The sequence below is a fragment of the Paenibacillus sp. FSL R7-0189 genome, from assembly GCF_037969925.1.
Lineage (GTDB): Bacteria > Bacillota > Bacilli > Paenibacillales > Paenibacillaceae > Paenibacillus_AQ > Paenibacillus_AQ odorifer.
In genome coordinates this window covers 3,968,008-3,989,328 of the sequence record NZ_CP150223.1, presented here as the reverse complement: position 1 = coordinate 3,989,328, position 21,321 = coordinate 3,968,008, and the positions used below count along the sequence as shown (strand labels likewise).

Sequence of the window (21,321 nt, the reverse complement as noted above, 5' to 3'; positions counted from 1 at the left end):
CTATAGTTAGCCTTTCACAGCCGAGCTAGAAATTCCTTGAATAATATATTTCTGACCTATGAAGAAGATAACAATCATTGGAATGATCGCAGCCGACGAAGCGGCCATCATCCCGTTGTAATCCACATTGTTCTCAAGAATAAAATTCTGCAATCCAAGCGGAATGGTATATAGCTTAGGGCTCTGCAAAAATACAAGCGCATTCTCATAATCATTCCATTGCCAGGAGAAATCAAGAATAGCAAACGTAGCGATTGCCGGCTTCGCTAATGGCAGAATTAAGCGGAAAAATATTTTGTAATGACCGGCTCCATCCAGAAAAGCAGATTCCGTAATTTCCTTAGGAATGCCCATAAAGAACTGCCGAAGCATAAATACACCGAAGATCGAGAACATGGCTGGAAGGATTAGGGCCAAATGCGTATTGTAAATCCCAACCCAGTTAAACATGATAAACTTAGGAACAAAAAGCACCTGCGGTGGAACCATCATCATGGATAGATATATGACAAATAGGCCATCCCGCCCTTTAAACGAAGTACGTGAAAATCCGTAAGCGGCAAGGGCAGATAGAAACACAGCTCCCGCAGTTCCAATAATCGATATCTTAAGTGAATTTAAATAATACGGAACAAAATCATAACTTCCTGTCCACACCCGAATATGATTGCTCCAGTTGAGAGATGAAGGCAGCCATTCGTTAAACACCTCGGCAGGTGTCTGAAAAGATGTGCTGAGCATCCATAGAAAAGGCACAATCATAAATAGTCCTAGAACAAACATGATGATCGTTACTGGCAGCTTCACCTTCATGTTTCCTGCTTTTTCATTCATACCGCCTGCTCCTTTAATTTATGGTTTCGGGGTCCCGCAAAGCACCACTTTGTAGGGTTATTTAGTAATGAACCCAGCGCTTTTGGCCGATCCACTGAATGACTGTAATGACGAGAATGACGGCGAACAAGAACCATGAAATGACTGAAGCGTATCCCATATCGTAATAACTGAATGCTGTTTTATAAACGAATAGTGATAAGACCGTCGTACTTCCGCTAGGTCCTCCAGCCGTAATGGCTTGAATAATCGAGAACGATTTCATCGTCATAATTAATCCGGTAATCATTAATAAAAAAGTTGTTGGACTAACAAGAGGCCATACAATTTTCCATGTTGTTTTGAATGTGCTTGCACCATCGATCCGGGCAGCTTCCAGCTGTTCTGTCGAAATTTCCTGTAGTGCTGCTAAATATATGATCATATTGTAGCCAAGCATCAGCCAGATCTGTACGATATCAATGGCATACATTGCGGTTTCCGTATCCGCAAACCACCCTGGCGGCGATGTTATGCCAATCCAGCGAAGCAGTTCATTGATGGGTCCCTGTGAAGGCTGAAATAGCAGCATCCAGACAAATGCAACGGCTACTCCACTAGAGATATACGGCAGGAAAAACATTCCACGCAATAATCCTTTAAGATACACACTGCGGTTTAGAAATAGCGCCACAATAAAAGCGAGCACCATCGATACTGGAACCGATATCAGGAATATCACCGTATATTTGATCGAGGCATAGAAATTATCGTCATGGAACAACCGTTTGAGATTATCCAGCCCGGTAAATTGCCAATTCGGATTTGAAAATTGATAATTCGTAAACATCAGGACAAAGGAAAAGATTGCAGGAATCACAAAGAATAAGAGAATACCAATCATATTCGGGAGAATAAAAGTCATGCCGATCCAGCCTTGTCTGTCCATCCAGCTTCTCCGCTTCACGGTATCGCCGCCTTTCGTATGCTGAAAAATGGGTACACGAAAGAGAAGAACGAAGAATTCTTCCTCCTTCTCTTTTGTGCCAGCTAATTCTTTATTTCATTAACTCTTGCGAACGGGTTTGCATATTTTTCATCGTGGTATCAATATCTTGCTTATTTAAGAAGTATTTTTCATACTCTTCTTTACGTGCATCAATGGCTTGTTGAGGTACATTTAGCTGGAAGGATGGGAATTTGCCGAATACAATATTATTCATTGAATCTGTATCATATTTGTCTTCTACACCATTCAAGAGAAGGCTCATCGCTTCCTTACTGTCTACACTCTTAGAGGCTGGAATACGACCCCCGCTTGCCATTGGCAGCATACCGCCATCCGCATACCATTTTGCGAACTCCCAAGCCGCATCCAGGTTCTTGGACTTTGCATTAAGAGCAAGCATGTCGCCCACACCGCCCGAATATTTATAATCCTTTTGATCTTTATTCACTTTTGGAATAGCGGCGAACGCGGTTTTGAAATCATGCGGATAGTCCTTCAAGTTGTTCGCATTGCGGAAAATAAACTCACCGGCTGCCAGCATTGCCGCTTTGCCTTGCAGGAACATGGTGTCAACCGGCATTTTACTGGTCAGCTGCTCCCCATATTCCGGTGTGGATTTGTCCACGAACATCATGTTATGCAATATTTCCAGTTGCTGTTTCCAGAGATCATTTCCAAAGTTTGAAGTACCATCCGCCTGTTTCACACCCATTCCAGCAAGCGTACCGTCCATCGTTGTTGCGAAGGAGGAATCTGCCTGCAATAATCCGTACACACCAGGTTTCGTTAGCTTCTTCGCATACTCCTCAAGATCTGACCAAGTCCAGTCCACCGCAGGAATCGGTAATCCTGCTGCATCCAGCATATCTTTGTTCAACCATACAAACGCCATGTTTTTCTTTGTAGGAATCCCATAGTATTTATCATTGATTTTCCACATCGCTGCGTCCTCGCCGATCTGGCTGTCGATATCATAATCTGTTTTCGTGCTTAGATCCAAGGCAACGCCTGCATCCATACGTTTCTGTAAATGAGCAAGATCGTAGTTCATGAAAAGGTCTATGTTTTGATTGGTCATCAAAGCAGTGTCCAGCTTTAAGTTGCCTGCATCGTCATTTACATTACGGATATACTCGACTTGAATATCTGGATGATCTTTATTCCAGTTATCAACTACAGCTTGAGGCCCGGCTTCTGCAGGAACTGCCCCCCACATCGTAAGCTTTATTTTCTCCTTTGCTGGTTCTCCATTTGCACTGCCCTGCGATTCATTACTTCCACCACTCCCACAACCAGCCAGCATCGTACCTGCTAATAAGACAGAAAGCACTGCAGGATACCACTTTTTCTTCATAGATAGCTTCCCCCTTGGAAGGATTATGTGTTGTGCTCTACATCTATAACTTTATCATCAGAGCGGATTCTGGGGGATGAACTACATTTGGGAACTTATAGAACGTTTTTTGGTTCTTTACGGAATTCATTTGGCGTGACACCACACCACTTTTTGAAGATTTTTATAAAATAATTATCGTTCTCAAAGCCTACTTGCTGCCCAATCTCGCTAATTGTTAGCTTCGTTTCTGCAAGCAGCATTTTCCCAGCCTGAATCCGACGCTCTTGAATATAATTGGTCAACGTTTTCCCTGTCTTTTTCTTGAATAAGTCACTTATATAGCTGGCATCCATCCGGATCAACTCTGACATGGATTTGAGCGAGATGTCCTCAGCATAATGTTCTTCAATATAAGCTATAATTTTGTTCATCTCCACATGATCTGTCGGTCCCGTTTGTTGCTTCTCAGGAAACCATTTATCGGCTTTCTTCATCTTCACCATTCGCTCCAGCTCGGCCTGAACCTTACCCATCGTCTGCTTCAAACCTTGGAGATCTAAAGATAACTTCAAAATGTAGTCCGAAGCCCCAAATACGAGCGCCTGCCGGGCGTATTCAAATTCACTCAATGCAGTTAACATTACAAACCGGCAGTCGAAGCCTTCCTCTCGCGCAATTTGAAGAAGCTTCACCCCATCTATCACTGGCATATTGATATCCGTCACTACCACATCAGGCTGCAGCTCACGAATCATTTGCAAGCCTACTTCTCCATTCTCCGCCTCACCTATAATTTCAAACGGGATTCCAGCCTTTAAGAATAGCTTCCGTATACTTTTAACCGCAGGTTGTTCATCATCCACAATTAACGTTCTCCACATGTGAGCTTACCTCCATCGTAAGGTTTTGAAATAAGGAATGGAAAATGGATGATCACTTCAGTTCCTGTGTCTGATGACACAATGTCCATACCTGTCCGTTGATTCTTGAACAACAGTTCTAAGCTCTCCCTAATATTCTGAACACCGATTCCTTTACGTTTCCGTATAGCCTTATTCAGCTGTGCTCTTTCTATCCCCATGCCGTTATCTCTAACCTTTAGATACAGCTGTTGCTCAGTCACTTTAGCGGAGATATCAATTCTCCCTTGTTTTACAGACTGACCGAAGCCGTGAATCAAGCTATTTTCAATTAAGGGCTGCAGACAAAATTTAGGGATTAATGCGTATTGCAGTTCCTCGTTGATATCATATTGAATTTCAATCCCATGTCCAAAACGTTGCCGCTGTATCTCCATGTAAGATTCTATTAGTACGATTTCATCCTTTAACAGGATCAAATCGACTTCAGTATTTAAGGTTGTCTCCAATATTTTTCCTAGTGCAACACAAATTCCATAAATTTCATCATCATCTTTATCTAAGGCAATGCTCTTTATCGTATTCAATGTATTTAGTAGAAAATGCGGGTTCATCTGCGAAAGTAATACCTGAAATCGAACGAATTGCTTCTGTTTTTCTTCAAGCTGAAGTCGCTGCAACAGCTCATTTAAATCATGGATCATGATATTGAAACTCTGAGTCAGGGCAAGAATCTCTCCCCGTCCCTGTTCGGGTAATTTCATTTTGAGATTCGTCTTAGCGGTCATTTCCATCTTCTTCTGTAGCTTCTTAAGCGGTACTGTAATCGTCGATGATATGAAATAAGTTAATAGAACAAATAGCAGCAGAATGATTCCAAATCCACCAAAAAACCGTCGTTTCTGCTTGTCTACTTCAAGAAAAAGCTGTGCTAGCTGCACCTTTTTAACAACATAGCCATTTAACTCCTCGATGTAGCTGTATGTGTATAAGCTTTCCTCCTTCGGGTTGACAATGGATGCAGCACGCCCCGTCTGCCGCTGGTTGGCACTCTTCACAATACTCTGCGCAATATCAGAGGAAAAAGCCTCATCCTTAAGGGGATTAAGCATCACTCCCCCCAAGGCATCGAGTAGAAATAAAGCCCCTTCCTGTTTACTCCCTAACGTTGATCTAGTAAACCACTCCTCATAATCGATACTTAATCTTGCATAGGCATAAATATTCAAATCATTGTCACGCATAACTTCATAGAGACTAAGCATTTTCTTACTTGTTGTACTTTCCCGGACCACATTATTCTTGTCATTCGGATTCCATATATATCGATTCGTTCCTTCTCGCTTCAATGCTTGAACCCAATCCTCCGATTGGATTTCGTCGTAGCTCAAAGTTTCCTTTGGCATAAAGGAAGTGTATGCGTTTCCATGAAGGTCGATTAAAGTATAATACACCGTCGCTCCACTCATGAAGAATGTATTTTCAATCGCTCCAAACTTGTTTTCAACGAGTTTTTTTCTCGTGATTTCATCAGATTGCTCGGGATTCTTCATTATCGATAAAATCGTCGTATCTTGTTCGAGTAATGACCCTGTTTTCATCACGAGACTCATGAGATCAACAAAACCATTCTTAATACCAATAAGCTGCTCTATGTTCTTCGTTTCCGCATTATCCTGCAGCATTCGTTCTGTCTCTTTAAAGTTATATAGAACGAGTATGGCAATGGGTGTTAGTACCAACAGCAAGAAAGCTAATAAAATCCGATTCTTAAAGGTACTTGGCGTAAGTTTCAAATATATTCGCTTCACGAGGACTCCCCTCACTTTGTATGTGCTTACAATCCTTCCCCCTATTGTAATCTGCTCCTGCTCAAAAAAATAGAGCCGGGATATTCTCCCGGCTCTACCTATTTTTTACTCGTCGATCTTCAGTACTGCCATAAACGCTTCTTGTGGTACTTCTACACTACCCACTTGCTTCATGCGTTTCTTACCTTCTTTTTGCTTCTCAAGCAGCTTCCGTTTACGGGAAATATCACCGCCGTAACATTTAGCAAGTACGTTTTTGCGCATCGCCTTAACGGTTTCACGCGCAACTACCTTCGTACCCACAGAGGCTTGAATCGGCACTTCGAACATTTGACGAGGGATAATCCCACGTAATTTCTCACAAATGATACGTCCGCGGTTGTAGGCACGATCGCGGTGAACGATAAAGGACAAGGCATCGACCTGCTCATTGTTAAGCAAGATATCCATCTTGACCAGATTCGAACGACGGTATCCGCAAATTTCATAGTCGTAAGAAGCATATCCTTTCGTACCGGATTTCAACTGATCAAAGAAATCATAAACGATCTCTGACAGCGGAATCTCGTACGTAATCGTTACACGATTAGTATCTAGATATTCCATATTTACGAACTCGCCGCGTTTGTTCTGGCACAGCTCCATTACAGTACCCACGAAGTCGTTAGGCACAATGATCGCTGCTTTAACATACGGCTCTTCAATATAGTCAATCGTACCGATCTCCGGATAATGTGACGGGTTGTCGATTTGGATCATTTCGCCATTGGTCAGCATAATTCGGTAAATAACACTCGGCGCTGTTGTGATTAGCGGCAGATTGAACTCGCGCTCAATCCGCTCTTGAATGATCTCCATATGCAAGAGTCCAAGGAAACCGCAACGGAAACCAAATCCAAGCGCGCTTGAGCTTTCCGGCTCAAAGCTTAGCGAAGCATCATTTAGCTGGAGCTTCTCCAAGGCCTCACGAAGATCGTTATAATCGGAGGTCTCAATCGGATACAACCCGCAATATACCATCGGGTTGATCTTACGGTAACCCGGAAGCGGCTCAGCAGTAGGATTCTTTGCGTCAGTGACAGTATCACCGACACGGGTATCTCCAACATGCTTGATCCCAGCTACGATAAAGCCAACATCACCGATGTTCAATTCATCGACAATGGTCATACGCGGCATAAATGCGCCAACTTCAATGACCTCGAAGGTCTTCTCAGTTGCCATCATCTTAATCTTCGAACCCGCACGGATCTTCCCGTCCATTACGCGCACATAGACGATAACGCCTTTGTAAGGATCGTAGTGAGAGTCAAAGATCAATGCTTTAAGCGGCTCTTCTGAATTACCGGATGGCGCAGGAACCTGCTTCACCACCTGCTCCAGAATTTCCTTGATTCCGATACCGGCTTTGGCAGATGCCATAACCGCTTCACTGGTATCCAGCCCGATAACATCCTCAATCTCCTGCTTTACCCGGTCAGGGTCAGCGTTTGGCAAATCAATTTTGTTGAGCACAGGTAGGATTTCCAAGTTGTTATCCAGTGCTAAATACACATTGGCCAGCGTCTGTGCTTCAATTCCTTGAGCCGCATCCACGACCAGCAGTGCGCCTTCACATGCTGCAAGACTGCGGGAAACTTCATAGGTGAAATCGACGTGCCCCGGTGTATCAATCAAGTTGAGATAATACTCTACACCATCGTCTGCACGATAGGTTAAACGCACGGCTTGCAGCTTTATTGTGATACCACGTTCGCGCTCCAGATCCATCTGATCGAGTACCTGTTCCTGCATTTCACGCGTGGTTAGTGCCCCCGTGTATTCCAAAATGCGGTCAGCTAGTGTCGATTTACCATGGTCTATATGTGCAATAATCGAGAAATTGCGAATTTGTTGTTGTCTTTTCTGAACGTCAGTCATTCCTTACCCCCACAGACAGCCTGATATTAATCCACTTATTATAACAGTACAAGCTTACTCCATCAATCCCGCGCTGGCCCAAAACAAAAGAAACAGCTATACACGATCCCGTGAAATAACCGTTTCTTCTAAATTTGCTGTTAATTTTCTGCCGAAGCGAACAATGAAACTACCCAGCGGATTCCCTTCTGGGAAGCCTGCTGCAAGAGACCTGCCGTCTTATCTGCCAGAACATCGACTGTAGGCTTTTGCTCCTCAGGAATTAAAATTTGCTCCGGAGATTTCGTACTATAATCATCCACAACTTGCTGAGGAGGATCTGCGGCTGGCGTTGTATTGCTATTTTGAGGCAAAGGAGAAACAGCCGTATATGCACCTGTGACAGGATCGATTACCATTGGCACATATACATAAGTCTGCCCACCCTGTGTCACACCATTCTTTTGCAGTTGTGGCTGTGGCTGCATGCCTGTTACTTGACTGGTCTGCGTAGTCGGGCTGGCATTCCAGCCGGGTAGAATCTTAGAGACTGTTGACTCACCGCTTCCGCCGAACTGCATCCCTAAGAGGATGCCAATCCCTGCCCAAATCCCAACCATAACCAGTTTTTTTCCGAAACGCGACATGTACACCACTCCTTTTTGATCCTTGGTAATTTATTTTACGAAGCTCCGTTTGATTTCTTTGGTGTTGTAGTGGGATTCGCCACTTTTTCAGGTGCGTTCACCTTCTGAGCGTCATGACTGCTCCAGTACACATCAGCGATAGCATCTGCCAAAATATCAGCCGTCCGCTTTAATTCCTCAGCCGAGTTATCAATTCCGCCCACTTCAATCAAAACACTATTGGGAGACAGGGTCTGATTGTACTCTCCGTTGTTGCCTTTACCCGCAGCTTTTCCCCATATCCCACGAGATATTCCCGGGTAATTCTTTTCAAGCTGTTGATGAATCTTATTGGCAAACTCTTCGTTCTTCTTCCAGTCTTTATTTGCATGTCCAATGATAAAATAGACCTGTGCATAGCTTTTCCCGTCAATAACAGCTGTTGTTTTGCTATGACGCTGCGAATCACGGTGAATGTCGATAAAACTATCCATTTCCTCATTTGCGCTGAGTGCTGATTTAACCAAGATCCGGGAATATTTATAGGAAAAGTTCCAGTTATAGTCGGTGACTTTGGTCGGAAAATCTTCTTTGGCATGAACCGTACCAATCCCGAGCTGTTCCAGTCTTTTCGTAATATATGATCCTACCAGCATTACATTTTTAGTTGAAACTCCGGAGCTGGGATTTTCATTTGCTGCCCCTAACAGAGGATTGTAGGCTTCTCTAGGATGTGAATGATAGATTAGAATCCGTTTGATCGAGGTATCCTTAGTGCTGTCTGTACCGCTTTGCGGATTACTCTTATCCGTCCCTTCCTCCGCCGCTGATGGATCAGGAGATGGTGCAACCGTCGCTTCAGGCTGCTGTGTTGTAACATCTTCTTGATTGTCCCCTTCGTCCGGAACAGAAGTTTCCGCATCTCCACTACCCTCAGCCAGCTCATCAGTCCCAGGATGATAATCCACTGGTGCTCCTGTAGATCCACCTGAACCTTTCCGCAAAAGAAATGGATCATCCGCCGCCATCCCCGGCACTTCACGAGAGACTAGACTCTTAGGGTCGCCTGGATTCACGCTGGTCAGCAACTGAAATACGAAAGAAGTTACCTTTTCACCTGAAAAAGCGGATGGCTCTTTACCCTGCGGTAAATGCGGCACCTCCATCCCCAGCAGCTCCATGAAAAAACCACTAGACAGGGAGGCGGCAAGCCCCTTCATTGAAGGAATGGGTGAAGAGCTAAGCTTCTGTCCGGCCAATCCACCGGCTCCAAGCAGCATAAAAAATACTAGTGAACCTCCGGCCAACAGCAGCATCGTTCTCCCCAGCGATAAAACATCCAGCATTTTTCCCCTTAAACGGCCGATGTTCCAAAGCTGAAACCATTTTTTATTCATTGTAGTTATGTCCTCCTCCAGCCCTCTGTAATCTCTTATACTCCAAATCTATGAGTGCAAGAGCAATACTAGAACCGAAAATGAGAGAATAGACATAAAGCCCGTACAGGATACCTTAATTCAGCATCCCGCCGGGCTTAACAAACCATAATTCAGTTAGTGGGTATACGCGCCAACATTCTCAGGATCAACCGCATCATGTAAAGCCGCATTCAAACCACTGGCCACGATATTCGCGATCCCTTCAATAAATTCATCGATTTCCTTGGGAGTGACGATCAAATCGTGCCCCAGGGGTTCAAGCACTTCCTTCACTAATGACAAGCGTTCCTGCTCAGAGATATCGTCCAGCATTCCCATGATTTCCTTAGTATGGTTTGCTCCTTGCCCGAAGTGATTTTTCATCATCTCCAGCACATTATTCACAATAGTTGAGGCATAGCAGACAGTGGGCACTCCGATTGCGATACAAGGAACACCCAGAATTTCTTGGGTCAATCCACGTCGCTTGTTGCCAATCCCCGAACCGGGATGGATCCCAATGTCCGCAATTTGAATCGTCGTATTGATACGCTCCAGTGACCGGGATGCCAACGCATCTATGGCGATAATAAGCTCAGGTTTCGTGCGATCCACGATTCCCTGCACGACCTCACTCGACTCAATTCCAGTCAGCCCAAGCACTCCAGGAGCAATAGCGCTCACCTTACGATAACCAGGGGAGATCTGATCCGGAACCAACTCATAGAACTGCCGTGTAATGAGTGAGTTCTCCACCACTAAAGGACCCAGTGAATCCGGTGTAACATTCCAGTTACCAAGACCAACAATCAACACAGATGCATCCTTGCCAATCCCAATTCTGATCAAAAAGTCCTCAAATTCGCGGGCAAAAACTTCTGCCACCTTTTGCTGCAAGCCTGTATCTCCGCCACGCAGAGCGGGTACCTCAAGGGTTACATAGTTGCCAATTGCGCGTCCTATTGCCTGTGATCCGGCAGCATTAGCTACACCAAGACGGGTCACTTTAATCCCATCAGACTCTTCCACTTCTTCGTTCACACCAGGGATTGGCGTTCGTTGTGGGCCTTGAGCCATTTCCTTTGCCTCTAACGCCAAATCGGTGCGCACAGAATATAGCTGCAGATCCGGTTCCATTGTGTACCAGCCTCCTAAAAGTTTTGTAAGCATACACTTCCATGAATTACTTCGAACAAAACTCACTTCGAAAGCAGCTGCTTAGTTTTGTAAGCATACACTTCCATGAGTTCATCCTCATTTGGCAAGCTTCTGCCTATGCTCTTTTGTCGATAGTGTGCGAGAGAAAGCCAATGTTTATGCAGGATACGGAGGTTTAATTTGAAAGCTTTAAGTATTGCTTTTTGCTACCGGTCATGCTAAACTATTTTAAGTTGTGAATCATTTGATAATGATTTCGAATGTCTTACAGGAGGTGAATGCAATGCCAAATATTAAATCCGCGGTTAAACGCGTAAACACGAACGAAAAACGCCGTGCACTGAATGCTTCCCAAAAATCCGCGCTTCGTACAGCTGTGAAAACTGCTGATGTAGCTCTGACTGGTACGGAAGTAGAAACTGCTCAAGCTGCTTTCCTAGCTGCTTCCAAAAAGCTGGACAAGGCCGTAAGTAAAGGTCTGGTTCATAAAAATGCGGCTGCCCGCAAAAAATCCCGCTTGGCGAAGAAATTGAACGCTCTTACGGCTCAAGCCTAAGACGACATTCATAATGAGCAATTGAAGAACCTGACCGCTATGCTTCATACGGTTAGGTTTTTTTGTGTCTATTAATTAATAATAAGTAGTGTTAGTTACTTTTAAGAGATGTGTGTTAAATGAAAGAAGACCACCTTAGAGAGGCGGTCTTCTTTCATTTATTTTTTCTCTTTTTTCATTTCATAATAGTTACCATCCCATAAGAAAATCATCGTTTGATCGTCTTTAACAATAAAACTGCTGCCGGGATTCGTCCAATTATTTATAGATACCGTCTTAACCGATTCCGTTTCGATCCCAAGGTCACTTAATTCATTTCTGTATTCGTTAAAATAGTCATCCTTAGTGATGTTCTCTTCCTTATATTCAGGGCTCATAATTTCATCTTTATCAAAAGATGCTTTTTCTATCGAATAAGTTACTCGCATGCCAATAAGCTTTTCATCCTCCGCTGCCGAGACAGGTGTAGAACCTACTATACTTTGTACACTCCATTCCCCAAAATAAGAAGGTGCATCTGCAGAGGTATTCGTATTCGCAGGCGAATCAGAGGCAGATCCTGACGGTGAATTAGTATCCGTTTTGCCACAGGAACTAATTAGTAGAACGAGTAAAAGCAGTGCCGAATATTGAAATATTCTTTTCATAGTCAGATCATCTCCAATACTCTTTCCCTTCTTAGCTCAGACACCTAAACGCAGCATGAACAGCTCCAGCCCTAGCACTTTGTCTATAGCCCCTGTTTTCATTTTATAATCCAGATCCGCCAATGCACTTAAGATTTGCCGCAATCGTTCACTGGAGAACTTATGGGCCTGCTCCCCAGCAAGCTTAACCGCATAAGGATGCAATCCGATCTGTGACGCAATCTGTCCCTGCGAATAACTATGTGCTGATAAATCCTTAACCTGCAAAATAATGCGGAACTGCCGCGCAACCAGCGCTGCGATCTTGATCGGTTCCTCACGCTGCTTCAGCAGCTCATATAATGTATCAAGCGCCTTATCAAGACGCAGATTAGCGATATCCTCAACAAGCGTAAACACATTTTGTTCTGTTCCACGATGTACCAGACTCTCTACGGCCCCCGCATCCACAGTGCCGCCCTTACCAGCGAATAAACAAAGCTTGTCCATCTCTGCAGATAAACCTTGCAAGCCGGTGCCTGCATTCGTTATAAGAATTTCTGCAGTGCCAGGTGCCATTACACAACCACGCTCACGAATTCCTTTTTCCACCCAGCGCAGCAGCTCTTCTGCTCCCAGCGGATTAAAGGCTAATACTGTGCCCACTGATTTGACAGTCTTCACAATTTTTTTACGCTCATCCAGCTTATCATTATTCACCATAAAGACGATCACACTGAAGTCTACAGGATGCTGCAAATAGTCACTTAAAAGATCTATACGATGCTCCAGTTTGGCATTTTCTTTGCCCGCTGTAAATAACGAGGCATCCCGCACCAGCAATAGTTTACGTTCTACCATAAATGGCACAGTCTCCGCTTCTTCTACCACAGCCTGCACCGGCGTCTCAGAGAGATCAAAGGGAATAACTGCGAAATCACGATCCTCTTTAGCAATCAGCTGTTCTTCCAGCAGTGCCGTGAATTCATTCATTCGAAATTTCTCACTGCCATATAAAACATACAACGGTGAGATCTTCCCTTGTTTGATTTCTTTTATCGCCGTTTTGGCATCCATCCCGCCACTTCCTTTTCCATTCATCTAGCCCATTTTGTCCAGAGTTCTATTGTAGCAAAAAAAACTACAAAAATGCATGCAAAAACGGAGAAACTCTGGCAGCCATGGCCAAAGCCTCTCCGTTTAAGCGGCGCATCTATATAAACGACGGAGTGCGAAGCTCTAGAAACTCCACATCCGGCGGTCATACCGATGTTCTGCAAAACCTATACTTTCTAGTTCCTGTCCTGTTGATATAGTATATTCAGAAACTTCGAAAAAAGTTCCAACCCCACTTTAATTTGTTGAAGATGAGGTTGGAGTGTTCGTTGGGGTCGCTCCAGGGGATGCAGCCGGACTTGAAGAAGCAGTAGCTGCTTCCTGTACAGTGAACACCTTGGTTACATTCACACCATCTTTTTCTGTCACGTACGTAAACTTCGAGCTGTCCGCGGACCATTCACCAGAAATCCAATTTCCTTCTAGCGGATAAGAGTTTACGGCTAACCGTTCTTCCGCTGAGCCCTCTGGCGACTTCTTATAAATTACAAGCTGCAACCCAACAAATTCTATAGCATACTGACCATCAGGAGAAGTCCAGGTCTGCACATTAGGATCTTCAGAACTGCTTAAGCTCATAACTTCCCGTCCGTAGTCATATGGAAACTTTAAAGAATCCTCCATCGGTGGAGCAGAATCGGCTGCGCTGTCTGAATTCATATCAGCAGTTTGCTCCTTATTATCCACCTTTAGCTGATTGCTACTGGCGTTGCTAGAATCTGAATTTTGAGATTTCGTGGCGACATCCTGCCTTGGCGGAGCAATCTTCTCTGTCGGCTTAGGATCTGCGCTTTGAGGCGGTTCAGTGATCGACCGCCCTCCAGCTCCCGCTCCCGCATCAGCTGCATCCGCCGGTGCACTTGGCATCGAGGCAGGGTCCACTGGTCCCGTCGCTCTATCTAAAGCGGCGTTATCTTCGTTCATCTCCGGTGCATCCATCTTAAACTGCGCAGCGCCCTCGTTCTCTCCACCAGCGGCAGGAGAAGCTCCATCAGAGTTAGCAGTAATAGAAGCTTGCGATTCAATTGCTGTATCCTTAGTATCATCGCTGGCTGTTTTAGCACTATCCTGCATCCTTTGTTCTACTTCTGCCCCAGGCATTTTATCGGGCATATTAAATATTGCGATCCCTAATAGAACGGCAGCTGCAATAGCTCCAATGCCTGTCCGTGTTGCTATAGAGGTTCCCTTGGCAGGTTTACCGCGGGAGCTTTCACGTGAAAATGGGACAACAACCGGCTCCTCAGATCTCACAGCACTCTGTTCACGACTGCTTCGATCCAATTCTGCAAGCTGAGGTAAAATAGAGTCAACCAGACTAAACGGGGGTTTCACGTCTGGCAACTGCTCCAATTCATTGGAGAGAAGTGTCAGGCGCTCAAAGACTTCCGCGCAGGAAGGACAATTATCGATATGACGGAACATCTCAACAATCTCATCTTGACTCAAATCTTTGTCTAAATAGCGGTGCATCCATTCCATCACCTCCGCGCATTTCATCCCGATACACCACCTTTCTGGTACTCCTGAAGTCTATTCTGCAGTTGCTGTCTAGCCCGAAATAAGTATGATTTCACTGTATTCAAGGGCAAATCCAGACAATCTGCAATCTCGTTGTAAGAAAAATCCTGTAAATAGCGCAGGACAATGACTGTCCGATGATGCTCGGGCAATTGATCAATTGCTTCACGTATATCCTCAGCTAAATAAGAGGATAGAACCTCACGTTCCACATTGTGTTTATCCTGAAACACCATTTCATGTTCATCAATAGAAACTGTAGGTTTAGTTCTTCTGAATTTATCAATGCAAATGTTAGTGACGATTCGCTGAACCCACGTTTTGAACTGGGCCTTCTCCTCATATGAGCCGATTTTTGTATAAACCCGGATCAAGGCTTCCTGAGATGCATCTAACGCATCTTGTTCATTATGCAAAATGTAGAAGGCCGTTTTATATACATGTCCTTCAATTTCTCGCAATAGGGTGATTAGAGCGTCGCGATCGCCCGCTTGAGCGGCTCTGATGAGTCCCTGCTCCACCACGAAGGTTCCCCCTCTCTATGCAATCTTACTGACGCGCAAGACTGCGAATTTGTTGCAACCGTGTAATTAATATTTTTAGAATACCAAACTTTTCTTAGAACGTCATGTTAAGCCAGCCGTTACAACGCGCTATCCCGCATTGCACAGCCAATAATTCCTACTAAGCATACAGGGGAAACAACAATCATTCAAATACTCTTTTTCACTATCTTAGTAACAAAAATGACATCAAAAGAAACGGCCTATCCCCTTGTCGGAAATGAAGCCGTCTGTCTTAAATATTACCCTCTGGAATCGGGCAAGAAACTCTATTTATAGAGCGCAATTTTGCAGAGCATGAAGACCGCGTAGTTTTCCCTAGTCTCATCATCCACCACATAGGCTTCTCCATTCTCAAATAATTGAGGGTTATTGTAATTGCGCTCTAATCTGTAGATCTGCCCTTCCGTCACCTTACAACCATGGAATGCCGACTCAATTTCTACGTACTCAGCATCATCTTCATCCGCTGCTTGATACAGCTTTTTGTCATTATAAGCAGGCATATACTCACTCCCGGCTGGATAATAGATCCTGACGTTCAGTCCATGTATCACTACTCTTCTATTATATAGTTTATTATCTTTATCCCGATTCTATACTTTCTAAAAAGCATAGAATAAAAGGAATATGGACAGCTCAAAGAAAATCAACATAAAAAGGCTGCATGGCCAACATCTGTCAGCCACACAGCCTATAAATAAAAACGCGAATCTGGATTTCAATCTTCGTTCGAACTATACATTAAATCCCTTTTATCTCTTTAAACTTCGCCACATATTGGGCAGCAAGATCGGTAATCTGATCGTATCGGCCATTCTTCGCCGGTGCAGTCAAATTCCCCCCAATGCCCACAGCCATGCAGCCGTTTGCAATCCACTTCTCCATATTGTTCAAATCCACGCCACCGGTCGGCATAATATTCACATGTGGCATAGGACCTTTAACCGCTTTTACATAATCCGGACCGAAAGCACTGCCAGGGAATAGCTTCAGCACATCCACGCCGTACTTCAGCGCTTCCTTCATTTCATTTAATGTCATGCAACCAGGCATATAGGGAATGCCGTAAAGATTACACATCTTAGCTGTCTCCACTTCAAAAGAAGGACTAACCACAAACTCCGAGCCTGCAAGAATGGCTATTCTAGCTGTCAATGGGTCCAAGACAGTTCCGGCGCCGATCACCGCACGACTTCCGTACTCTGCAACCAATCTCTTAATCGCCACGTCCGCGTCTGGTGTAGTAAAAGTTACCTCAATATTATTTAGACCGCCTTCTATACAAGCAACGGACATCTTAAAAGCTTCCTCAGCACTATCTGCTCGAATAACCGCTACAACCCCGACGGATGCCACATTCTGCAATACTTTCATTTTCTTCATCAGTAGACTCCCTTTCTCTTGGTACGATCATAGATAAACAGGAAATACTTTTTTAGATAAACTTTTTTATTAAATTTACTAATTATTGCGTTTTGTTCTATAAGGAAATAGTAATAACAATACGATTAACAGTCAATACATTTTTATTACATCAGGTGAAAACAAGTAATAAAATCTAATACAAACCTTTATACAACAAGGGTTTATGGAGATATTATTTTCTTTTCACAAAAAAAGTTTTTTGGTTAACAATCATTCTTTTATTGTACAAAACCGATTTATGTGATAATTTCAAATTACAAATCATTATACTGGGATAAAATCATTACCCTAGGAGGAACTAAAAATGAGTAAACAGCTGGATGCCGTCACTTTCGGGGAGCCGATGGCGATGTTTTATGCGAATGAGGCCGGTCCTCTGCATGAAGTATTTTCGTTCTCCAAAGCATTAGCAGGTGCAGAAAGCAACGTGGCTACAGGCTTGTCGCGTTTGAATCATCCTACAGGTTATGTTACGAAGCTTGGCGAAGATAACTTTGGCACATTCATTGCTCAGGCGATGAAGAATGAGAACATTAATACGGACAATATTACTTTTACTAAAGAGTATTCAACAGGTATGCTTATCAAATCGAAAGTGGTTACCGGCGATCCAAAGGTCGAATACTTCCGCAAAAACTCCGCGGCCTCCACGCTTAGTCTGGAGGATTTTGACGAGGCCTACTTCAATTCCGCAGGACATCTGCATGTTACAAGTATCTCCGCCGCTTTGTCCAAGAACTGTCTTGAATTTTCTATTCACGCTATGGAATTTATGAAGAGTAAAGGAAAGACGATCTCTCTGGATCCTAATCTGCGTCCTAGCTTATGGCCGGATACAGAAACAATGGTGAGTACCATCAATGATCTGGCTACACGCTGCGACTGGTTCCTGCCGGGACTCGGTGAAGGTAAAATCCTTACCGGACTGAGCACACCCGAAGAGATTGCTGACTATTACCTGGAGCGTGGCGTAAGCTTAGTCGTCATCAAGCTTGGCCCTGAAGGCGCTTACTATAAATCCTCTGCTGGGGAAGGTTACGTGGACGGATTCAAGGTGGAGCAGGTTGTTGATACGGTGGGTGCAGGTGATGGATTTGCGGTTGGCGTAATCAGTGCGATGCTGGAAAAGCTTCCGATTGCTGAGGCCGTCAAACGCGGCAATGCGATCGGTGCGTTAGCCGTCATGTCGCCAGGCGATATGGACGGACTTCCCACCCGTGAGGAACTTGCGAAGTTTATGCAACAAGAAGTCTAATAATCGCAAAAGAGCAGCGATTCTCCGTTATTGGAGGAGCGCTGCTCTGCTTTTTGGGTCGCTGATTGGCTGCTATGGCTATGCTATTGCTACTGCTATTGCTATGCTATTGCTATGCTATTGCTATGCTTCAGCAGTGTAATCACGTACCCCTGGGGCTTTCGGACCCAGAAGACGCTATTTGCGATTTTTTTACCTTTGCGGCGTAGTTTCGGACTCCAGTGACGCTATTCCTTATGAAAAAGGGCATTTAGCATGTTTTCCATGCCGATAACTGCGATGGGGTCCGATTGTACTCCAAATATGGGATTATACTGCTTATAAGATCAGCTGAGTCCGATAGCGACTTCCTGCGCGAAAATATTACTCAATCAAACCCAAGTTTAGTGTTTAGATAAAGTTAGGTCCAATAAAAGAGGGAGTGCTCAACAAGCTAAGAAATAGCTGCTGGGCACTCCCCTTTTTATAGTTCAAACTTATTTGTAAGACTTCACCGACTGCCCTTGCTGCAAGGTCGGCGGGAAACGATATGTAATTGGAACAGAAGCTCCCTTATCCTCGATACAAGAGAGTATAATCTTGGCAGCCTGCATCCCCATCTCGTAAGCAGGCTGTCGGATTGTCGTAATGACCGGATTATATATTTGCGCGAATTCCGCATCATCTATCCCGATGACCGACAACTGTTCTGGAATAGAGATGGCATTTCGATTCGCATATTTCAGAATTTCCGCTAGTGTGATGTCGTTCGTAGCCAGCAACGCTGTCGGAGGCTCCGGCAGTGCTAATAAGTGTTCCAGCCCCGAAGCTAATTCCTCTTTGGATACACTGCAAATATACTCCTCACGCAGCGTTATGCCCGCTTCTTCCATCGCTTTTTTATAGCCACTAATCCGCTCTTTCCGAGGGGTAATCGCATGCTCCCCAATTGGGAGGGACACCAGAGCAATCCGCTCATGACCTTGCTGTATTAGCTGCCCTACGCCTATCTTTGCCGCCATTTCATTGTCCAGCAATAGACTCTGCGTGGTGATTCCATCTACCAGACGATCCATAAAGACTAGCGGAAAATCAGCCTCTATCAGCTTGCTATAGGCAGACGGGTTATTCCCTGTAGGAAAAATAATCAGCCCGTCCACCTGACGTGCGATTAAGGTTTCTACATACTTGCTTTCTTTCTCCGCATTCTCATCCGCGTTGCATATGATCACTTGGATTCCGTGATGCTGCAGCTCATTCTCAATCGCCCGGATACATTGGATTGACAGCGTATAGTCAATATTGGCTACGATGATCCCGACCGTATGCGTCCGATTCTGCTTCAGACTGCGCGCCAGACCATTCGGCTGATAATTAAGCTCCTCAATTACTGCCTCAATCCGGTTTTTCGTCGCTTCACTCATATATTTAAAACGTTTGTTCAAAAATTGGGAGACCGTACTTTTCGAAACTCCCGCTTTTTGAGCCACATCATCAATCGTTAACTTCTTCATCGCTTCGGCTCCACTCTTCTCAAAAGAAAATACTTTATCAAAAAGTATAGCTTTTATTTAGTGATTTATCTACTAGGGAGTATTGTTCATATAATCCATATAAAGCTTATTTTGTTGCTCTTCGGATAAAAAAGCCCAATTCTCATCCAGCCACCCCAATCCAGCTTTCGTAAGAATATCCGCTTTACGTTGTTCCCCACCCACTTTATAATCCATAATTAATGTTTCTCCCTTAATCTCTTTAAAACCAATTGCTGTAGCAGGTGTTGGAATGCTCATGGTCTCCATATCATAAAGTACGGTTTTCTCTTTGTACTTTTTATCCCCTGCATGTTCTAAGTAACTAAGTACGAGTTGTCCATGCTCCTTATCAACAGCGATTAATGACTTGTATTCTAAAAGTGTATTATCGAAGGATGCAAGCGCTATTGGAACTACAGATTCTCCTGCCGCTGCTTTTTTAACATTAAGCATTGAAAATTTAACATCCTCATACATTCCTACACCAAGAGTCATTTTGAAGGAAATTAACAGGACGTAATCGCCTGCTCCAAAAAATCCACTCAAATATTGATACGTACTTGCCCCTCCCCCATAAAGAGGAAAAGTATAAATCCTAGTAGCCGAAGAAGCCGATAGCTCCGTCTGGTCCTTAGAGCTCAGGTAAAGAGTGAACGGTTCTGTAGGATGTGTGTACTTTGGCTTCTTGTAGTCAACCATCGGGGGTGGCGGCGACCAAAGAATTCCCGCTGTTGTCTCAACGGCATACGCTTTGCTCTTATCTCTGTTCATTGGCAAAGGCATGTAGTATTTCTTACCGCTAATCTCAAATTCTACTGGACTTGTCGGAGGCCCTAACGCTTTATCATTAGTTGCAGAACTAGAAGAAGGCAGTATGCCTGCGCCTTGTGACTGAACGGATGGCGAATGGATTGGCCCTGTGTTTTTCCATACACCCATAGGCAAGGTAAGCGCACCTATCAACAAAACCGTAGCCAGACTGGTTAGAAGCACATTTTTATTCATCCAATAACGTTTGTAACCTGAACTTTTATTCACAGCAGCCTGTTCGATCCGCATCATTAACTCAGGCGTGAAACCATCTTCAATGAAAGGTCTTTTGCCTGCTTCCGCATACCAATCCGTCTGCCCGATCATCACTGGATTACTATCATCCGCGTTGCGTTTCATTCCCTCTCCTCCTTCTGGATAGCCTCTTTAACCTTCTCTCTCGCCCGCGCGAGCCGAGATTTCACGGTTCCTTGTGCTACATTCAGCAAATCTGACATTTCGGCAATGGATAATCCATGTTGAATATCTAGCACAAGCACCTCTCTGTTCTTCTCTGGAAGGGTCATAATAATTTCCCAGATACGGTTCGCATACTGATTGCCGAGAGCTTCTTTTTCCGCAGAAGGAGCATTAACAGTAGTAGGTTGATCGCCCAAAGCAATGAATCTGCGCCAAAAGCTATTTTTGCTCCAACTGAAGGCCGTATTTCTGGTAATTGTAAGCAGCCAGGTTTTCATCGAAGATTGACCCCGGTATTTCCCAACATTCTTATACGCCTTCAAAAATACTTCTTGGCTGATATCATTTGCCTGCTCTCGACTTCTAGTTAAGAAAAAAGCATAATTCCACACATCCGAGCCATGCGCCTCCATCATTTCCCGCAAACTCATTGCGGGCGCGTACGCTGCTGTATATGGTATATCTTCGCTTAGCATGTTTCGCCTCACCCCTTGCCTAATAAGACTTTCCAAACTTGAAAAAGTTCCCTCTAAAATAAAAAAATAGGTCATTCATTAAAAAACACCACCGATGAACGTTTTA

General features: G+C 44.2%; 20 protein-coding genes. 2 read left to right on the top strand and 18 right to left on the bottom strand.

Annotation, left to right across the window (positions count from 1 at the left end; all coding sequences use genetic code 11):
- Positions 1-6 precede the first annotated feature (6 nt).
- The 9 genes from MKY63_RS17310 to gpr form a co-directional block, all read right to left on the bottom strand.
- On the bottom strand, positions 7-834 hold the full coding sequence (locus MKY63_RS17310; RefSeq protein WP_076129699.1) for a carbohydrate ABC transporter permease: 828 nt from the start codon (positions 832-834) through the stop codon (positions 7-9).
- A 61-nt stretch (positions 835-895) separates the two neighbouring features.
- Positions 896-1,780, bottom strand: coding sequence for a sugar ABC transporter permease (locus tag MKY63_RS17305; RefSeq protein WP_249267723.1), 885 nt, complete (start codon positions 1,778-1,780; stop codon positions 896-898).
- Between the two features lie 91 nt (positions 1,781-1,871).
- Complete coding sequence (locus MKY63_RS17300) at positions 1,872-3,176, bottom strand: extracellular solute-binding protein (RefSeq protein ID WP_076141557.1); 1,305 nt, start codon at positions 3,174-3,176, stop codon at positions 1,872-1,874.
- Between the two features lie 95 nt (positions 3,177-3,271).
- On the bottom strand, positions 3,272-4,039 hold the full coding sequence (locus MKY63_RS17295; protein ID WP_339809404.1) for a response regulator: 768 nt from the start codon (positions 4,037-4,039) through the stop codon (positions 3,272-3,274).
- Positions 4,024-5,829 (bottom strand): histidine kinase, encoded by a 1,806-nt coding sequence (locus MKY63_RS17290; RefSeq protein WP_339809402.1) that lies wholly within the window; start codon positions 5,827-5,829, stop codon positions 4,024-4,026. The genes MKY63_RS17295 and MKY63_RS17290 overlap by 16 nt, the downstream gene beginning before the upstream one ends.
- A gap of 105 nt (positions 5,830-5,934) precedes the next feature.
- A complete protein-coding gene (gene lepA, locus MKY63_RS17285; RefSeq protein ID WP_036677511.1) occupies positions 5,935-7,749 on the bottom strand; it encodes a translation elongation factor 4 in 1,815 nt (604 codons plus the stop codon).
- A 140-nt stretch (positions 7,750-7,889) separates the two neighbouring features.
- Complete coding sequence (locus tag MKY63_RS17280; protein ID WP_339809398.1) at positions 7,890-8,375, bottom strand: hypothetical protein; 486 nt, start codon at positions 8,373-8,375, stop codon at positions 7,890-7,892.
- Positions 8,376-8,410: 35 nt separating this feature from the next.
- On the bottom strand, positions 8,411-9,751 hold the full coding sequence (locus MKY63_RS17275; protein WP_339809395.1) for a stage II sporulation protein P: 1,341 nt from the start codon (positions 9,749-9,751) through the stop codon (positions 8,411-8,413).
- A 156-nt stretch (positions 9,752-9,907) separates the two neighbouring features.
- The gene (gene gpr, locus MKY63_RS17270; RefSeq protein WP_036677518.1) at positions 9,908-10,909 is read right to left on the bottom strand and encodes a GPR endopeptidase; all 1,002 of its coding nucleotides are present in this window, start codon (positions 10,907-10,909) and stop codon (positions 9,908-9,910) included.
- 304 nt (positions 10,910-11,213) lie between these two features.
- On the opposite strand from gpr, the gene rpsT reads away from it, so the two are divergent.
- On the top strand, positions 11,214-11,486 hold the full coding sequence (rpsT, locus tag MKY63_RS17265) for a 30S ribosomal protein S20 (protein WP_036677521.1): 273 nt from the start codon (positions 11,214-11,216) through the stop codon (positions 11,484-11,486).
- A 158-nt stretch (positions 11,487-11,644) separates the two neighbouring features.
- Here the strand turns inward: rpsT and MKY63_RS17260 are convergent, their stop codons facing one another.
- From MKY63_RS17260 to MKY63_RS17235, 6 genes are all read right to left on the bottom strand, one after another.
- Positions 11,645-12,133 (bottom strand): hypothetical protein, encoded by a 489-nt coding sequence (locus MKY63_RS17260; protein WP_038572946.1) that lies wholly within the window; start codon positions 12,131-12,133, stop codon positions 11,645-11,647.
- Between the two features lie 36 nt (positions 12,134-12,169).
- Complete coding sequence (holA, locus tag MKY63_RS17255; RefSeq protein ID WP_036677525.1) at positions 12,170-13,189, bottom strand: DNA polymerase III subunit delta; 1,020 nt, start codon at positions 13,187-13,189, stop codon at positions 12,170-12,172.
- A 276-nt stretch (positions 13,190-13,465) separates the two neighbouring features.
- A complete protein-coding gene (locus MKY63_RS17250) occupies positions 13,466-14,728 on the bottom strand; it encodes a zf-HC2 domain-containing protein (protein WP_339809392.1) in 1,263 nt (420 codons plus the stop codon).
- Positions 14,725-15,273: a sigma-70 family RNA polymerase sigma factor gene (locus MKY63_RS17245; RefSeq protein WP_036677530.1), complete on the bottom strand. Its 549-nt coding sequence runs from the start codon at positions 15,271-15,273 to the stop codon at positions 14,725-14,727. Before MKY63_RS17245 ends, MKY63_RS17250 begins: the two co-directional genes overlap by 4 nt.
- Positions 15,274-15,581: 308 nt before the next feature.
- The gene (locus MKY63_RS17240; protein ID WP_038572950.1) at positions 15,582-15,818 is read right to left on the bottom strand and encodes a hypothetical protein; all 237 of its coding nucleotides are present in this window, start codon (positions 15,816-15,818) and stop codon (positions 15,582-15,584) included.
- Positions 15,819-16,056: 238 nt separating this feature from the next.
- Complete coding sequence (locus MKY63_RS17235) at positions 16,057-16,698, bottom strand: bifunctional 2-keto-4-hydroxyglutarate aldolase/2-keto-3-deoxy-6-phosphogluconate aldolase (RefSeq protein ID WP_038572952.1); 642 nt, start codon at positions 16,696-16,698, stop codon at positions 16,057-16,059.
- A 346-nt stretch (positions 16,699-17,044) separates the two neighbouring features.
- Between MKY63_RS17235 and MKY63_RS17230 the strand changes: the two genes are divergently transcribed.
- A complete protein-coding gene (locus MKY63_RS17230; RefSeq protein ID WP_036677538.1) occupies positions 17,045-17,995 on the top strand; it encodes a sugar kinase in 951 nt (316 codons plus the stop codon).
- 476 nt (positions 17,996-18,471) lie between these two features.
- On the opposite strand, the gene MKY63_RS17225 is transcribed toward MKY63_RS17230, so the two are convergent.
- The 3 genes from MKY63_RS17225 to MKY63_RS17215 form a co-directional block, all read right to left on the bottom strand.
- Positions 18,472-19,488: a LacI family DNA-binding transcriptional regulator gene (locus MKY63_RS17225; RefSeq protein WP_339809391.1), complete on the bottom strand. Its 1,017-nt coding sequence runs from the start codon at positions 19,486-19,488 to the stop codon at positions 18,472-18,474.
- 72 nt (positions 19,489-19,560) lie between these two features.
- Positions 19,561-20,679, bottom strand: coding sequence for a hypothetical protein (locus MKY63_RS17220; RefSeq protein ID WP_339809389.1), 1,119 nt, complete (start codon positions 20,677-20,679; stop codon positions 19,561-19,563).
- Entirely contained in the window at positions 20,676-21,215 is a 540-nt protein-coding gene (locus MKY63_RS17215; protein ID WP_052097267.1) for an RNA polymerase sigma factor, read from the bottom strand. Before MKY63_RS17215 ends, MKY63_RS17220 begins: the two co-directional genes overlap by 4 nt.
- Between the last annotated feature and the right edge of the window lie 106 nt (positions 21,216-21,321).

What these genes read in the sequence shown, in the direction of transcription:
- MKY63_RS17310 (WP_076129699.1), bottom strand. Translation starts at nt 834, where the DNA reads ATGAATGAAAAAGCAGGAAACATGAAGGTGAAGCTGCCAGTAACGATC.
- MKY63_RS17300 (WP_076141557.1), bottom strand. Translation starts at nt 3,176, where the DNA reads ATGAAGAAAAAGTGGTATCCTGCAGTGCTTTCTGTCTTATTAGCAGGT.
- MKY63_RS17295 (WP_339809404.1), bottom strand. Translation starts at nt 4,039, where the DNA reads ATGTGGAGAACGTTAATTGTGGATGATGAACAACCTGCGGTTAAAAGT.
- lepA (WP_036677511.1), bottom strand. Translation starts at nt 7,749, where the DNA reads ATGACTGACGTTCAGAAAAGACAACAACAAATTCGCAATTTCTCGATT.
- MKY63_RS17280 (WP_339809398.1), bottom strand. Translation starts at nt 8,375, where the DNA reads ATGTCGCGTTTCGGAAAAAAACTGGTTATGGTTGGGATTTGGGCAGGG.
- MKY63_RS17275 (WP_339809395.1), bottom strand. Translation starts at nt 9,751, where the DNA reads ATGAATAAAAAATGGTTTCAGCTTTGGAACATCGGCCGTTTAAGGGGA.
- gpr (WP_036677518.1), bottom strand. Translation starts at nt 10,909, where the DNA reads ATGGAACCGGATCTGCAGCTATATTCTGTGCGCACCGATTTGGCGTTA.
- rpsT (WP_036677521.1), top strand. Translation starts at nt 11,214, where the DNA reads ATGCCAAATATTAAATCCGCGGTTAAACGCGTAAACACGAACGAAAAA.
- MKY63_RS17260 (WP_038572946.1), bottom strand. Translation starts at nt 12,133, where the DNA reads ATGAAAAGAATATTTCAATATTCGGCACTGCTTTTACTCGTTCTACTA.
- holA (WP_036677525.1), bottom strand. Translation starts at nt 13,189, where the DNA reads ATGGATGCCAAAACGGCGATAAAAGAAATCAAACAAGGGAAGATCTCA.
- MKY63_RS17250 (WP_339809392.1), bottom strand. Translation starts at nt 14,728, where the DNA reads ATGAAATGCGCGGAGGTGATGGAATGGATGCACCGCTATTTAGACAAA.
- MKY63_RS17240 (WP_038572950.1), bottom strand. Translation starts at nt 15,818, where the DNA reads ATGCCTGCTTATAATGACAAAAAGCTGTATCAAGCAGCGGATGAAGAT.
- MKY63_RS17235 (WP_038572952.1), bottom strand. Translation starts at nt 16,698, where the DNA reads ATGAAGAAAATGAAAGTATTGCAGAATGTGGCATCCGTCGGGGTTGTA.
- MKY63_RS17230 (WP_036677538.1), top strand. Translation starts at nt 17,045, where the DNA reads ATGAGTAAACAGCTGGATGCCGTCACTTTCGGGGAGCCGATGGCGATG.
- MKY63_RS17225 (WP_339809391.1), bottom strand. Translation starts at nt 19,488, where the DNA reads ATGAAGAAGTTAACGATTGATGATGTGGCTCAAAAAGCGGGAGTTTCG.
- MKY63_RS17220 (WP_339809389.1), bottom strand. Translation starts at nt 20,679, where the DNA reads ATGAAACGCAACGCGGATGATAGTAATCCAGTGATGATCGGGCAGACG.
- MKY63_RS17215 (WP_052097267.1), bottom strand. Translation starts at nt 21,215, where the DNA reads ATGCTAAGCGAAGATATACCATATACAGCAGCGTACGCGCCCGCAATG.